Below are 15217 nucleotides of genomic sequence, written 5' to 3' on the forward strand. Positions count from 1 at the left end.
ATAAATTTAATTTATTTTATATATTTCACCTATTCAGATATAAATATTTTAAAACGCAAATATAAATTTGCATTTGAATTATTGATAATCTTAAATTGAATTATATTTCGAATTTGCCAGATATTCGGCAGCTTCATGAAATTCTTCCTGAAACACCCGTGGAGACAACGCGTGCCGCGAGAAAGGCTCGCATTGCAAAACAACCGATAAAACATCGCTGCAAGCCTGACTTTCGATATGACGGTCTCAGGAGACTTGGCGCAGCGCCCGAGAACAAAAGCGCAAACAACGACCTGAACCGATCCTGCGCCCGTCCGAAAATCGATCCGGGTATCCCTCTCAACGCAGGCGGTTGACCGCAGTCTTTTCCGGCCAGGCGATAGGCCTCAAAGCGCGTCATCTGTATCAAACGCACAGCCGTCGCCTGATCATATGCGGGGAAGCTGATTTTTGCCGCCAGTTACAAAAAATGCTGCCCGCGCTTGGGAGATCGCGGGCAGCACTTCAATTCGATCATTCCAGCCGGCCTGGGAGAAGCCGGCTCACACAAGATCAGGCAACAGCGCTCTGCTTGGCGGCATCGAGCTCGGAAACGATGCGGGCTGTCTGCTTGGCCAGAATGATTTCCTCATCCGTCGGAATGACGCGGATTTCAACGCGGCTTTCCGGCGAGGAAATGATCTCGGCATTGGCATTATTGGCTTCGTCATCAATCTGAACGCCAAGCCAGCCGATACGATCGCAGATCATCTTGCGGATCGGAGCAGAATTTTCACCAATGCCAGCCGAGAAGACCAGGCTTTCAATACCGCCCATCGTGGCAACCATGATCGACAATTCACGGCAGGCGCGGAAGACGAACAGGTCGATCGCCTTCTTGGCGTTCGGGTGGTCGCTTTCCATCAGCACGCGCAGATCGCCGGAAATGCCTGAAACACCAAGCAGACCGGACTTGTAATAGAGCATGTGCTTGATATCGGCGGGCGACAGATTTTCCTTCTCCATCAGCGTCAGCACGAGGCCGGGGTCGACGGTGCCCGAACGGGTGCCCATCATCAGGCCCCCAAGCGGCGTCAGGCCCATGGTCGTGTCGATGGCCTTGCCATCACGCATGGCACACATGGAAGAACCGCTACCCAAATGGGCTACAACTGTCCTCTTGCGCACCAGATATTCGGAGATCTCGCGCAGGCGCTCGGCGATATAAGTGTAGGAGAGGCCATGAAAACCGAATCGGCGATAGCCCTTGGCTTCATATTCCAGCGGGATCGGATAACGGGCAGCGCGTTCATCGATATTGACGTGGAAAGCCGTGTCGAAGCAGGCGATCTGCGGTAAATCGGGACGAATGCGGCGGAACAGCTTCACCGAGGCAAGGTTTGCCGGCTGGTGCAGCGGCCCCATGGGAATGAGCTCTTCAAGATAGGAAACGATCTCGTCATCGAGAAGGACGGGCTCGGCAAAACGGCCACCGCCATGCAGAACGCGGTGCCCGACACCCAGAAGCGGCGCATTGGCAATGTAAGGCTTGATGACCTCGAAGATCCGTTCGAGCATGTCTTCCTGCATATGCTCGCCGATCTGGAGATCGAAATTGCAGATAACCTTACCGCTCGCTTCTTTCACGGCAAGGTGCGGGTTCTCGTTGACGCCGTCGAACTGGCCGCGCAGAACGAGTTCGAACTGGTCTCCAGGCAACACCTTGTAAAGGCGAAATTTGAGGCTGGAAGACCCGGCATTCAGAGCCAGAATTGTGCCATTCATATTTTTTGATCCGAAAATTGGGAGCGCACCGCCTGGGGGATCCCAATGCGGTGCGCAGGCTTCAAACGAGATGGTTAGGCCTTGGGATAGGGCCAGCGCCATCCAAGAATTTCCGGCATGTCCTGTCCATGCTCGCGGACATAATTGTGGTGTTTTTCACGCATCGCTTTGAAATAGCTCAAAGCGGCCGCACCTTTTTCACCGAACCCACCGGCACGCTCAATCGCGTCCATGGCCAGATGGTACCGGTCGAGACGGTTCTGCACAACCATGTCGAACGGAGTTGTCGTCGTTCCCTCTTCAACATAGCCACGTACATGGATGTTGTTGTGGTTGTGACGGCGATAGGCCAGGCGGTGGATCAGCCACGGATAGCCATGATAGGCAAAGATGACCGGCTTGGTGGTGGTGAAGAGTTCGTCGAACACTTCGTCACGAACGCCATGCGGATGCTCTTCCTTCGGCTGCAGGGCCATCAGGTCGACAACATTGACCACCTTGACCTTCAGTTCCGGAAGCTGTTCGCGAAGCAGATCAACAGCAGCCATCATTTCAAGGGTCGGAACGTCACCGGCACTGGCGAGGACCACATCGGGTTCTTCACCTTCGGGAACATTGCTGGCCCACTTCCATTCACCCATGCCCTTGTCGCAATGGATGATGGCTTCGTCGATGGTCAGCCATTGCGGCTGCGGCTGCTTGCCGGCAACGATGACGTTGACGCGGTCATAGGTCTTCAGCACGTGATCACCGATAACCAGAAGCGTGTTGGCATCCGGCGGGAAATAAGTGCGGACGACGTCGGCCTTCTTGTTGACTACATGGTCGATAAAGCCCGGATCCTGATGGCTGAAGCCGTTGTGGTCCTGACGCCACACATGCGATGTCAGCAGATAGTTCAGCGACGAAACCGGCTTGCGCCATTCGATATGACGGGTCGTCTTCAGCCACTTGGCATGCTGGTTGAACATCGAATCGATGATGTGAATGAAGGCTTCATAGCACGAGAAGAAGCCATGGCGGCCGGTCAGCAAGTAGCCTTCAAGCCAGCCCTGGCACAGATGCTCGCTGAGCACTTCCATGACGCGGCCGTCGCGGGCGACATGCTCGTCATAGTCCTTGACTTCTGCCATCCAGACGCGATCCGTGACATCGAACACATCCTGCAGGCGGTTCGAAGCGGTTTCGTCGGGGCCCATGATGCGGAAATTGCGCTCATCGGCATTCAGGCGAAGCACTTCGCGCAGCAGAAGGCCGAGATGTTTGGTAGCCGATGTCTGAATTTCGCCGCGCTGCGTGACGTCTACCGCGAAATCGCGGAAGTTCGGCATATTCAGTTCCTTGCGCAGGATACCGCCATTGGTGTGCGGGTTTGCGCTCATGCGAAGGTCGCCTTCAGGCGTCAGCGCAGCCAGCTCGGGAAGCAGCTTGCCGTTATCATCAAACAGCGTCTTCGGCTCATAGCTTTCCAGCCATTCCTGCAGCTGTTCGCGGTGTGCGACATCCTGACGGGCTTCGGCAATCGGAACCTGGTGCGAACGCCAGAAATCTTCGCATTTCTTGTTGTCGACGAATTTCGGCCCGGTCCAGCCCTTGGGGCTGCGCAGGATGATCATCGGCCAACGCGGCATTTCATAAACGGCGCCTTCGGCGCGGGCTGCTTCCTGGATCTCGCGAATGCGTGCGTAGCACTCATCCATGACCTCGGCCATGCGCTGATGCATATATTCCGGGTCATTGCCTTCGACATAGAAGGGCTCATAGCCATAACCCTGGAACAGGTCGGTCAGATCCTTCTTGCTCATGCGGGCAAGGATCGTCGGATTGGCGATCTTGTAGCCGTTGAGGTGGAGAATCGGCAGAACCGCGCCGTCATTGATCGGGTTCAGGAACTTGTTCGAATGCCACGATGCGGCAAGCGGGCCGGTTTCGGCTTCACCGTCGCCAACAACGCAGGCAACGATCAGATCCGGGTTGTCATAGGCAGCGCCATAGGCGTGAACCAGCGCATAACCAAGTTCACCACCTTCATGGATCGAACCGGGCGTTTCCGGCGCGACATGGCTGGGGATACCGCCGGGGAACGAGAACTGCTTGAACAGCTTCTGCATGCCGGATTCGTCTTCCGTGATATTCGGATAGACTTCCGTATAGGTGCCATCGAGATAAGCGTTGGCTACCAGGCCAGGACCGCCATGGCCGGGGCCGCAGATGTAAATCATGCTGGCATCATGCGCCTTGATGACGCGGTTCAGATGCACATAGATAAAGTTGAGACCCGGCGTGGTGCCCCAATGGCCAAGCAGGCGCGGCTTTACGTCGGTATCCTTCAGCGGCGTGCGCAGAAGCGGGTTGTCCATGAGATAGATCTGACCGACCGAAAGGTAGTTGGCCGCAGCCCAATACCTGTTAATCAGATCCAGCTCTTCAGCACCAAGCACATTCTTGGCGGCATCAGGCACAATCTGTTCCATCTCGATTTCCCCTTTTCGAAATCAAATTGGCAGTTAAATCGATTTGTTTTATGACCCAGCGCAATTTTCTGGCACATGACCTAAATCAAGCATTTCGAAAACCGCGTCCATTTAACCGTGAAATTTTCCCGACGGAAAAACAAGACAAGGTGAGTCAACAAATCGAGGGATCCTTCCTCGGCCATTATTAGATGACGTTGGAAGGCATGCAATAGCTTGACGAATGCAAATTTTCGACACCTGGAATTTAGCAGGTCCAGTGTGACAGGCCTTTGACGAAGAAAAGGCGAAGTCCGGGCAGGCTTTCTCCCAGCGCACTGCCGGCAAACATTGCCTCTGGCCGATTTGCCTCGACGCAGGCCAGCAAATCTGGCATTGCCTTGCGACAATTCACTGGAACTAGCCGCGCCGCACGATCTGCAGCGGCACGCCGCAAAAGACCGCGGAGCATATTCGCGTTCAGAACCTAAAGTTAACAGAGCAACCCAATGGCTGAAGAAATGAAAAACGCGCCCATTCATGTAATCGGCGGCGGGCTCGCCGGATCGGAAGCGGCTTGGCAGATCGCAAATGCCGGTATCCCCGTGATTCTTCATGAAATGCGCGGCATACGCGAGACTGCAGCCCACAAGACGGACGGTCTTGCCGAACTTGTCTGTTCCAATTCATTCCGCTCGGATGACGCTACCAGCAATGCCGTCGGCGTGATCCACGCCGAAATGCGCCTTGCTGGCTCCCTGATCATGGCCGCAGCCGATGCGCACCAGGTTCCCGCCGGCGGCGCGCTGGCGGTCGATCGCGACGGCTTTTCCGATGCGGTAACGGCCAGACTCATGGCCCATCCGCTCGTCACGATCGAGCGCGAGGAAATCACCGCCCTACCGCCGGAGGACTGGGATCAGGCCATTATCGCCACCGGCCCCCTCACCGCACCTGCCCTTGCCGAATCTATCCGCGAGAAGACCGGCAAGGAAGCCCTCGCCTTTTTCGATGCCATTGCGCCGATCATCTATCGTGAGACGGTCGATATGGACAAGGCGTGGTATCAGTCGCGCTATGACAAGGTCGGTCCGGGCGGAACGGGCAAGGACTATATCAACTGCCCCATGGACGAAGCGCAGTATCATGCCTTCATCGATGCGCTGATTGCAGGCGACACGACCGGCTTCAAGGAATGGGAAGGCACGCCCTATTTCGACGGCTGCCTGCCGATTGAGGTTATGGCCGAACGCGGCCGGGAGACCCTGCGCTGGGGGCCGATGAAACCAATGGGGCTGACCAACGCCCATAACCCGACCGTCAAGCCCTATGCCGTGGTGCAGCTGCGCCAGGATAATGCGCTCGGCACGCTCTACAACATGGTCGGCTTCCAGACCAAGCTGCGCTATGGCGCCCAGAAAGACATCTTCAAGATGATTCCGGGGCTTGAAAATGCCGAATTCGCCCGTCTCGGCGGCCTGCACCGCAATACCTATCTCAATTCTCCGACGCTACTTGACCACACATTGCAGCTGAAGGGCCGGCCCGGCCTGCGCTTTGCCGGACAGATCACCGGCTGCGAAGGCTATGTGGAAAGCGCCAGTATCGGCCTTCTGGCAGGGCGATTCGCCGCCGCCCAACGGCTCGGCAAAACGCCTGTCACGCCACCGCCGACCACCGCGCTCGGCGCCCTTCTCGGCCATGTTACCGGTGGCCATCTTTCCCATGAGGAAGAAACAGGCAAGCGCTCCTTCCAGCCGATGAATGTGAATTTCGGCCTGTTTCCCGAGCTGGAGCCCGGCGCCCTGATCGACCCGGAGACGGGCAAAAAACCGCGCGGCAAGGAAAAGGGCGTCGTGAAAAAACGTCTTCTGGCCCAACGCGCCCTTAACGACTGCGCCGCCTGGCTGAAGAGCTGAGCAGCCAACACCGCCAGTAGCAACGACAAGAGCCGGGCAATGCCCGGCTTCAGATTACTTACAAACCCTAACCCCTTCTCTGAAGTCATGCCTGTGCTTGTCACAGGCATCCAGCCGACGCGCGTCCGCGCGGCGAAAGACTCCGCCTATTCAAATCCTTAAGAGTATGGATCCCCGTGACAAGCACGGGGATGACGACGGAGGCGATGGCCATTCCACCCCAAACAGACAAGCTGAATGACTTTGTCAGCAATCCGTGCCGGGCAATGCCCGGCTTGTTCGTCTTGCGCCTCAGCGAATCAGCGGCCGTTCAGCAGCCAGGTTGAAACCTCGGCCGCCTGTTTCTCTGTTTCAAAGAAATAGTTACCGCTGAAGAAATCCTTCTCAGGCAGATCGACCTGAAGACCGTTCGGCTCAGGCAAGGCACGAAGGCGGTAATCACGCTGCTCAAGCTTCGCCGCCTGACCATGACCGCGCTTGGAACGATACATGCCGATATGGCCGTCATGAAGCTTCAGGAAAAACGCATCCATATCGCTGTTGCAGATCACGTCATCGACCTTGTCATCTGGGAAAGCCCGGCCAAATTCACGCTTGGCCCAGCCATTGGCGTCGTCGGCAGAAAGACTGTCTTCGCTGACCTTCTTCTCGCTCTTGCGCGACATGAAGAAAAACACGGCGATGCCGATCACCACGATCGCCAGGACCCAATAGGTAAAACTCATCTCGTACCCCTCGCTGCAAGAGCCGGTCCTGCTTTATCGGCGCCTGGCATCTTCTTGGTCACTATATCTGAAAAAAAGGCAAACGCCGTTCACATCACAATGATGCCTAAACCTTACGAAACAGCAAAGATCGCAACATCGCCAGCTGACGCGATAGTTGACCGGATTGTACCGGCGCCATCATCAGCTCTGCGCCAATGCGATCCGCCTTCACGAGCACTGCGCTGACAGCGGCGAGCGGGAGATAGGCGCTGACGATTGTCTTGGGCAGTGGCCCGAGCGTACGCAATGCCGCCAGGTGCTCGCGCCCGAAAGCGGCGAAAGCGCGAATCGCCTGGCCGCAACGGTCCTTGTCCCTAGCATCCAGAAACCGTGTCCGATCAAGCCCGTTGGCTGAAAGAATTTCTGCGGGAATATAGACCTGCCCCCGCACACAATGCTGCGGCAGAAGCAGAAGCGCCCCGGCGACGGTCTGGGCGACGCCTGCATGGCCAGCCAGATCAGCCGAAACCAGCGCCTTTTCCGGATCGAGCACGAAGCTCGCCAACTGGATCAGCGCAGAGGCCGTTTCTCCGGCATAACCCTCGAAATCATTCACAGACCCCATCGGGTCATCATAGAGATCGAAAATGCGCGCCTCGCTCATGTCGATCAATGTCTGGCGCGGCAGCCGGTGCACATCAACGGTTTTCATCAGCGCAGAGGCCACCGGATTGGCAGCGACATCTCCGTGCTCTGCCCCCTCCAGAAGATCGCGCCAATATTGCAGACGCATCTCGCCTGGAAGCGGCTCACTGACCCGTTCACGCACGCGCGCAAGTTCAGCATTATAGGTATAGAGCGCTGCAAGCGCCTCGCGCCGGTCTTCCGGCGAAAGCAAGGTGGCGAGGTAGCGGTCCTTGTCGCTTTCCTTCAGCTGCGCCAGAAGCATCGCAAGAGTTTCGGAAGTACCGGTCACCGGTCGGGCTCCATTGGGCTGATATTCGCGCAGGCTAAAGCGCTCGGCCTGTTACTCAGACCTATAGCATCAGATGATTGGCCGGCATCACCCGACGCTCCAGAGTCATTCCTTTGACGCGTCAGGCTATCGAAAACCGGCAACCACTTTTCACCCGATGCTTCAGACGACTTGCGCCGGAATCGAAACCGGATCGGCACCACTCACACAGCAATCAGTGCAGCAGCAACGGCCCGCTGCTCTTCCAGCAGAATGTTGAAGGTTCGCACAGCCGCGCCCGTATTCATCGGATCAGCAACAATACGACACTGCTTCAGCGCTTCACGCAAGGGTTTGGGCAACAAAACGAGACCTTCGCCTGTACCGACCAGCAGCACCTCGATCGCCTCCGCCTCCGCCATCACCTTTTCGAGGGTTGCAGCGGAAATCTCAGCAGCGCCCGTTACATCCCAGCCATAAATGCCGGAAGGCAGGCACAGGAGCGAACCGCGATGCGACATGTCGGCAAAACGAAAACCGCCATTGCCATAGGCATCAATCGGAGCGCGCCCGGGAAAATGTGCCTCCCGGATCTCTATGCCCTGCGCCATTCGCCTCAGGCCTTGCCCTGTCCGGGCAGCTGGCCGGCTGCTTCGTCCTTTTCCTTGTCCTTCTTGTGGAACACGTCAGGACGCAGGCGGAAGGCGATCAGAACCGGTGCAGCAATATAGATCGACGAATAGGTACCGATCACAACACCGAACAGCATGGCGAAGGTGAAGGAACGAATGACCTCACCGCCGAAGATATACAGAGCGGCCAGTGCCAGAAGCGTGGTGAAGGAGGTCAGGATCGTGCGCGACAGGGTCGTGTTGATCGACAGATCCAGAAGCTCCGGCAATGGCATCTTCTGATATTTTCGCAAGTTCTCACGAACGCGGTCATAGACGACAACCGTATCGTTGAGCGAGTAGCCGACAATTGTCAACACCGCGGCAATCGAGGTCAGGTTGAACTCCACCCCGGTCAGAACGAAGATACCGATCGTCAGGAACACGTCATGCGCAGTGGCGATGATGGCGCCAACGGCAAACTGCCATTCGAAACGGAACCAGATATAGATCAGGATCGCCACCAGCGATGCCACAACGCCGATCAGTGCCGAGCGCGACAATTCACCGGAAACGACCGGGCCCACCACCTCGACACGGCGGAAATCATAGTCATTGTCAAGCGCGCCCCGGATTGACGAGATCGCTGCCTGTTCGGCCGCAGCACCGCCCTCCTGTGCCTGAACGCGGATCAGGACATCCTTATCCGTCCCAAAGCCCTGCGCCTCGATCTGTCCCAGGTTGAGCCCGTTCAGCTTGGTGCGAATGTCCGAAATATTGGCCGGGCCGTCCTTCGACTGCACCTCGATGATCGAACCGCCGGTAAAATCGATGCCGAGATTCATGCCAACAGTGCCAAAACCGACAAGCGAGGCCACGACCAGTACGATGGATGAGACAAGGGTGAAATAGCGGATCTTCATGAACGAGAACTTGATCCCGTCAAAAATACCGGTGCGGATCCCCTTCGGCAGTTCCTTCGGCCGCTTGACGCGAACCCAGGTCGCCACCATCCAGCGCGTCAGGTAAAAGGCGCTGAACACGGTGGTGATGATACCGATGGCCAGCGTCACGGCGAAACCGCGAACCGGGCCCGAGCCGAGATAGAAGAGGATGGCTGCAGCAATCAGGGTCGTGACATTGGCATCGATAATGGTGCCGAAAGCGCGGCTGAAGCCGGTATCGATGGCCTGAATCAGACTACGCCCCTGCCGCCGCTCTTCCCGGATGCGCTCATAGATCAGCACGTTGGAATCGACCGCCATACCAATGGTCAACACGATACCGGCAATACCGGGAAGCGTCAGCGTGGAGCCGATCAGGCTCAGCACCGCAATCAGAAGCACGATGTTGAACACCAGCGCAATATTGGCGATGAGACCAAAGAAGCCATAAAAGGCAATCATGAACAGCACGACAAGAACCGCGCCGATAACCGAGGCCATCACGCCTTCGCGGATCGAGTCCGCACCAAGGCTTGGACCGACCGTGCGTTCTTCCACCACCGTCAATGTTGCGGGCAGCGCACCGGCTCTGAGGAGCACGGCAAGATCATTGGCCCCCTGAACGGTGAAATTGCCGGAAATCTGTCCCGAACCACCGAGAATAGGTTCGCGGATCACCGGAGCGGACACGACCTGATCGTCAAGCACGATAGCAAAGGGCTTGCCGACATTTTGCTGTGTCGCCTGGCCGAAACGCTGGGCCCCGCGGGAATTGAAGCGGAAATTGACGATCGGTTCATTGGTCTGCTGGTTGAAGCTCGCCTTGGCGTCGACCAGATCCTCACCGGAAATCAGTGCGCGCTTTTCAATCAGGTAGGGAACCGGCGGCTGATCCTGACTGTAGACGATCTCGTTGCCTGCCGGCGGCCGTGTCTGCAGAGCCTGTTGAACCGAATTGTCGGTATCGACCATATGGAAGGTCAGCTTGGCGGTCTTGTTCAGGATCGATTTCAGGCGCTGCGGATCATCAAGCCCCGGAACCTGCACGATGATGCGGTCGTTGCCCTGCCGCTGGATCAGCGGCTCGGTGGTACCGAGTTCGTCGACGCGGCGGCGGACAACTTCCATAGACTGGTCAACGGCCTGACGGACGCGATAATTGATGCCGGCATCCGTCAGCGTTAGCTTGAACAGGCCGGCACCGTCATTGGTCATTTCGACCTCTTGCAGCGCGCCGCCAACGGTGCCCGTGCTGGACAGTTCGGTCAGCGGCGAAAGCGCCTCGCTGGCGGCCTCATACTGCTTTTCATCGGTAATGCGGACCTGTGCAGTGCTGCCCGATCCGGTCAGCCCGGTATAGAGCACCTTGGCATCACGCAGATTGGCGCGCATGTCGTCAACCAGCGTGTTGAGGCGGTCCTTGACGATATCGTTGCGGTCCACCTGCAACATGATATGCGAACCGCCCTGAAGGTCGAGACCAAGGGTTACCTTGCTGTCGGGCACCCAGCCCGGAAGCTTCGCCAGTTCCTGATCAGAAACAAGATTGGGTGCTGCGACAACAATGCCAATCAGCACGACCAGCCAGATGAGAAGGGTTTTCCAGCGAGAGAAATACAGCATGAAGGTCTCGGCTTTTCAGTTGCGGCTTCTTGGGGCGAAGCCGCTTCCGGCCACGCCCCTCTGCCTGTCAGTCCCTTAGGACTTGGCGGCTTCGGTCTTGACCGGTTCGCCCTTGACGCGAACTTCGGCGATATAGGTGCGAAGGATACGCACGCGGACACCTTCGGCGATTTCGATTTCAAGCTCGGTATCGTCAACCACCTTGGTTACCTTGCCGACCAGACCACCGCCAGCAACAATGGTGTCGCCACGACGAATTGCCTTCAGCGTCTCGTCACGCTTCTTGGCCTGACGACGCTGCGGACGGATCAGAAGGAAATACCAGATCGCCATCAGCGGCACGAAAAGGAAGACCATTTCCGTAAGACCGCCTAGGCCACCTGCTGCACTGCCGCCCGCCGACTGGGCAAAAGCCTGGGTAAAGAACATGTCCCTTGAAACTCCTCGGTCAGATTTGAGAGGCTTTTGCCCCGAAATTAGTCGCCGATATATAATCGGAGGGTCCTTCAATGCAACAAAAGCATTCCGGCCGTCCATGCTTTTTCGCAGAGATTGGGCAATTCCGGGCGAAACCGCCCTTGCCAAGCGCTCCGAATTGGAAATTCTGAGCGCCAATTCATCCCGTCAAGCTAGGGCGGGAGCACTTGGGAGATGAAATTGGGCAAAAAAACGGCGAAAGATCTTATTGGTGAACTGGGGCGGATCGCAGACGCACTGGAACGGCTGGCTGGCCCTGCCCCCCGCGACAACGAGATCGATGCGGCGGACTGTTTCGTTTGGAACGCAGAAGAACTCTATCTCGAACCCGTCCCCGCCCCCAACCGGATTTCCCTGACGCTGATCCATGGCGTTGATCATGTGCGTGATATCCTCCACGACAACACGCTCCGCTTTGCCGAAGGGTTTCCCGCCAACAATGCGCTTTTGTGGGGTGCGCGCGGCATGGGCAAGTCATCGCTGGTCAAGGCTATTCATGCCGACATCAACAATGTCAACGGCTTGCACCTGAAACTGATCGAAGTCTATCGCGATGATATCGGTTCTCTCGGAGCACTTCTGCAAATCCTGAAGAAATCAGAACACCGTTTCCTTCTCTTCTGCGACGATCTTTCCTTCGATCATGATGATGCGGCCTACAAGTCGCTGAAGGCGGCGCTTGACGGCGGTGTCGAGGGGCGCCCGGAAAACGTGCTTTTCTACGCCACCTCCAACCGGCGCCATCTGATGCCGCGCGATATGATCGATAATGAGCGCTCCACCGCCATCAATCCATCGGAGGCGGTTGAGGAGAAAGTTTCGCTCTCTGACCGATTCGGCCTCTGGCTTGGCTTCCACAAATGCAGTCAGGACGACTATCTGGCCATGATCGATGCCTATGCCGCACATTTTACGCTTGAAGGCAGCGCAGAAGAGCTCCACGCGGAAGCGCTGAAATGGGCGACCACGCGAGGCGGCCGTTCCGGCCGTGTTGCCTGGCAGTTTATCCAGGACCTGGCCGGCCGGCAGCATAAACATCTGCGCTGATCGCCGTACAGACGACAAACGGCGGGCCGAGGCCCGCCGCAGACTGCTGGCAAACTTTGCCCCTTTTTCTGACGTCATGCCTGTGCGTGGTCCACAGGCATCCAGCCGACGCGCGTCTACGCGGCGAAAGAAACCATCCATTCAATATCTTATGAATTCGGATCCCCGTGACAAGCACGGGGATGACGACGGTGGGGCGGCTACTCCAACCCAAACAGGCAATCTGAACGGCGCGCCAACGACAAACGGCGGGCCGTGGCCCGCCGCTTTTGCGTGTTTCTGGAAGACTGGCAATCAGCCGAGATAGGGCATCGGATCGACAGCCTTGGTGTTGTCACGCACCTCGAAATGCACCATCGGCTGCGCCGCCTTGCCGGTCATGCCGGAAACGGCGATGGTCTGGCCGCGCTGAACATGGTCGCCGCGCTTGACATTAAGTTTTTCGGCATAGCCATAGACCGTGACGCGCCCGTCATCATGACGGATAAGGATCGCATTGCCATAATCGGCAAGCCCATCGTCAGCATAGACAACAACACCGTTTTCCGCCGCCTTGATCGGTGTGCCCTGCGGCACCGAAATATCGATACCTTCGGAAATGCTGTCGCCATTGACCTGGCCGAAACGGACGACGACGGCGCCGGTCACCGGCCAGCGATATTTCGAAATACCGGTCCCCTCGGGAACCTTGTCACCTGCATCGGAGCGCACGGCGACATCCTGAACCTGGGCATCAGCACTTGCCGAAGCCGGTGGCTGATAGGGCTTGGGCTGGGCAGCAGCCGTGCTGGTCGGCGCCGCAGGTGCGGGCGCAACGGTCTCAGCCGTCTGCGGTGCAGGCGTGACCGTCTTTGCGGTTTTCGGTGCAGCAGCCGGATTTTGCGTCTGCACGGTCATGCTTGCGGTCTCGACCTTGGCAACCGGTTGGGCTGGTACAGCACCCGCCCCCGGAATGGTCAGCGTCTGGCCGATGCGGATATTGGAAGAGCTGAGACCATTGGCCTGTTTCAGCGCATCGACAGACACGCCATTGGCGAGCGCGATCTTGTAAAGGCTGTCGCCGGACTGCACCGTGTAGCTGCCGCCGGCCGCAGGCTTGGGTGCGGAACCAGAACTGTTGCTGGCCGAGTTACCGGCCGTGGATGCAGCCTCATTGACCTGACGCTTCTGCGTGCTCGGGCTCGTCGGGATAACTGCGACACGCTGATCCTGTGGCAGGGTCGGCACTGGCGTCGGTCCATTCGGCACCAGCCCGGTCGAGTTGGCGGCGGCCTTGGCACCATTGCCGGAGACCTGCGGCACCAACAGAACCTGACCCGGGCGGATCTGGCTTTCGCTCGTCATCCCGTTCGCCATCAGAACTTCCTGAGGCGTGACGCCGTTGCGCGCTGCAAACTGGTTGAGCGTTTCCCCGCCACGCATCATCACCCGGCGCATCGACCCGTCATCCGTGGCAGACGGAAGCGTGCTCGGCGCGCCGACAACCGCATTGGCGCTGGAATAGGTATTGGCTGGATTGGCAGGTGCGGCGAGCGCCACCTGCTGCTGCGACGCGGGCGGCGGCAGACTTGAACTCTGCACCGAAACCGGCGCTGTCGCCATGCGGGCACCCGAATTGCTATTCGTCGAGGGAAGCGTCTGCTGCGCAACAGGCGCTGTATTGACCGGATAGGTCTGATAGCCGCCACCGCCGACATTTTCCGGCGGCACCATACTCTGGAGACTTGCCGACGAACTGATTGAACCCGTCGTCATTCCGTCTGGCCCGTTGCCGAAACGGGCGGTCTCCGATGTGCAGCCCGTCGCCAGAATGGCGAGTGCAGATACCAGAAGAAAACCTTGAGTCGCTTTGCCGAACTCCGGCGAGCCAGAAATACGCATGAACCGAACCGTACGCTAGAACTAATCTTGAACGCCATTAAAACGCAACAGAGTTACTGGTCGGTTAAAGGCCCGGCCGACAGGCGATTTTTCGGCTTGCGCGTGCTTACTGTTCCCACGCGCTCAAAGACAGCGCAATCATGCAGACGCTACAGTCGATTGGCGTCAGAGGAATTTGGCGACACCGCGATCTGCTGGCAAATAAGGCACTTCAAAAAGTGTCTGCCGCTCGAACCGGCTGCCGATCCGCGTGAGGCGCACCATCACGGTTTTGCCGCCCTCTTCGATCAGCGGCGCCAGAATGATGCCGTTGGAAACAAGCTGCTCGACACGCTGGCGCGGGATCTCCGGCAGGGCCACCGTGTAGAGGATACGGTCAAAGGTCCCCTCACCGCTCAACCCCTCGCGCCCATCCGCCTGACGGGCGACAACACTGCGAAGACCAAGCTCGCTGAGACGCGCCCGGGCATTTGTGACCAGCGTCTTGTAGCGATCGATCGTCAGAACCCGCTCGGCAACCCGGCCGATGATCGCCGCGGTATAGCCGGATCCGGTTCCGACTTCGAGCACGCGCTGGCCTGGCTTGACCTTGAGTGCATCAATGACGCGGATGGCGAGATCAGCGCCTTCCATGAAGGCGCCGCATTCCAGCGGCAGCGTGCGGCCGCTATAGGCATAGGCAGAAAGGTGGGGCGGGCAAAACAGCGAACGCGGCGTCGCCTCCACTGCCGTCAGCAGATCGAGATTGGTAACACCTTCGGCCCGCAGCCGCATCACCAGGGCTGCGAAGCCTTCTCTTTCGGCAAGCCGAGCTGTCACGCCACGCCTCTCATTGG

General features: G+C 57.9%; 11 protein-coding genes. 2 read left to right on the forward strand and 9 right to left on the reverse strand.

Features of this window, described 5'->3' with window-relative positions; translation table 11 throughout:
* Window positions 1-552: 552 nt before the first annotated feature.
* Complete coding sequence (locus FJU08_RS02720; protein WP_141147428.1) at window positions 553-1764, reverse strand: acetate/propionate family kinase; 1212 nt, start codon at window positions 1762-1764, stop codon at window positions 553-555.
* Window positions 1765-1838: 74 nt separating this feature from the next.
* Window positions 1839-4238 (reverse strand): phosphoketolase family protein, encoded by a 2400-nt coding sequence (locus tag FJU08_RS02725; protein ID WP_141147429.1) that lies wholly within the window; start codon window positions 4236-4238, stop codon window positions 1839-1841.
* Between the two features lie 488 nt (window positions 4239-4726).
* On the opposite strand from FJU08_RS02725, the gene trmFO reads away from it, so the two are divergent.
* Entirely contained in the window at window positions 4727-6136 is a 1410-nt protein-coding gene (gene trmFO / locus FJU08_RS02730; RefSeq protein WP_141147430.1) for a methylenetetrahydrofolate--tRNA-(uracil(54)-C(5))-methyltransferase (FADH(2)-oxidizing) TrmFO, read from the forward strand.
* A gap of 299 nt (window positions 6137-6435) precedes the next feature.
* Here trmFO and FJU08_RS02735 read toward each other — a convergent pair whose 3' ends face one another.
* The 5 genes from FJU08_RS02735 to yajC form a co-directional block, all read right to left on the reverse strand.
* The gene (locus tag FJU08_RS02735) at window positions 6436-6861 is read right to left on the reverse strand and encodes a hypothetical protein (protein WP_141147431.1); all 426 of its coding nucleotides are present in this window, start codon (window positions 6859-6861) and stop codon (window positions 6436-6438) included.
* Window positions 6862-6967: 106 nt separating this feature from the next.
* Window positions 6968-7792: a phytoene/squalene synthase family protein gene (locus FJU08_RS02740; RefSeq protein WP_141147595.1), complete on the reverse strand. Its 825-nt coding sequence runs from the start codon at window positions 7790-7792 to the stop codon at window positions 6968-6970.
* A gap of 230 nt (window positions 7793-8022) precedes the next feature.
* The gene (locus tag FJU08_RS02745; RefSeq protein WP_141147432.1) at window positions 8023-8409 is read right to left on the reverse strand and encodes an Mth938-like domain-containing protein; all 387 of its coding nucleotides are present in this window, start codon (window positions 8407-8409) and stop codon (window positions 8023-8025) included.
* A 5-nt stretch (window positions 8410-8414) separates the two neighbouring features.
* On the reverse strand, window positions 8415-10976 hold the full coding sequence (gene secDF / locus FJU08_RS02750) for a protein translocase subunit SecDF (RefSeq protein ID WP_141147433.1): 2562 nt from the start codon (window positions 10974-10976) through the stop codon (window positions 8415-8417).
* A gap of 75 nt (window positions 10977-11051) precedes the next feature.
* Complete coding sequence (gene yajC / locus FJU08_RS02755; RefSeq protein WP_141147434.1) at window positions 11052-11405, reverse strand: preprotein translocase subunit YajC; 354 nt, start codon at window positions 11403-11405, stop codon at window positions 11052-11054.
* A gap of 228 nt (window positions 11406-11633) precedes the next feature.
* Between yajC and FJU08_RS02760 the strand changes: the two genes are divergently transcribed.
* Window positions 11634-12500, forward strand: a complete 867-nt coding sequence (locus tag FJU08_RS02760) for an ATP-binding protein (protein WP_407943669.1) — start codon at window positions 11634-11636, stop codon at window positions 12498-12500.
* 294 nt (window positions 12501-12794) lie between these two features.
* Here FJU08_RS02760 and FJU08_RS02765 read toward each other — a convergent pair whose 3' ends face one another.
* Window positions 12795-14381, reverse strand: coding sequence for a LysM peptidoglycan-binding domain-containing M23 family metallopeptidase (locus tag FJU08_RS02765; protein ID WP_141147436.1), 1587 nt, complete (start codon window positions 14379-14381; stop codon window positions 12795-12797).
* 165 nt (window positions 14382-14546) lie between these two features.
* A complete protein-coding gene (locus FJU08_RS02770) occupies window positions 14547-15200 on the reverse strand; it encodes a protein-L-isoaspartate(D-aspartate) O-methyltransferase (protein ID WP_141147437.1) in 654 nt (217 codons plus the stop codon).
* Window positions 15201-15217: the final 17 nt, after the last annotated feature.

This window comes from Martelella alba (assembly GCF_006516955.1).
GTDB classification, from domain to species: domain Bacteria; phylum Pseudomonadota; class Alphaproteobacteria; order Rhizobiales; family Rhizobiaceae; genus Martelella; species Martelella alba.

Bases quoted from the DNA above. Each gene is read 5' to 3' on its own strand.
- FJU08_RS02720 (WP_141147428.1), bottom strand. From the start codon at position 1,764: ATGAATGGCACAATTCTGGCTCTGAATGCCGGGTCTTCCAGCCTCAAA.
- secDF (WP_141147433.1), bottom strand. From the start codon at position 10,976: ATGCTGTATTTCTCTCGCTGGAAAACCCTTCTCATCTGGCTGGTCGTG.
- yajC (WP_141147434.1), bottom strand. From the start codon at position 11,405: ATGTTCTTTACCCAGGCTTTTGCCCAGTCGGCGGGCGGCAGTGCAGCA.
- FJU08_RS02765 (WP_141147436.1), bottom strand. From the start codon at position 14,381: ATGCGTATTTCTGGCTCGCCGGAGTTCGGCAAAGCGACTCAAGGTTTT.
- FJU08_RS02725 (WP_141147429.1), bottom strand. From the start codon at position 4,238: ATGGAACAGATTGTGCCTGATGCCGCCAAGAATGTGCTTGGTGCTGAA.
- FJU08_RS02735 (WP_141147431.1), bottom strand. From the start codon at position 6,861: ATGAGTTTTACCTATTGGGTCCTGGCGATCGTGGTGATCGGCATCGCC.
- FJU08_RS02740 (WP_141147595.1), bottom strand. From the start codon at position 7,792: ATGCTTCTGGCGCAGCTGAAGGAAAGCGACAAGGACCGCTACCTCGCC.
- trmFO (WP_141147430.1), top strand. From the start codon at position 4,727: ATGGCTGAAGAAATGAAAAACGCGCCCATTCATGTAATCGGCGGCGGG.
- FJU08_RS02745 (WP_141147432.1), bottom strand. From the start codon at position 8,409: ATGGCGCAGGGCATAGAGATCCGGGAGGCACATTTTCCCGGGCGCGCT.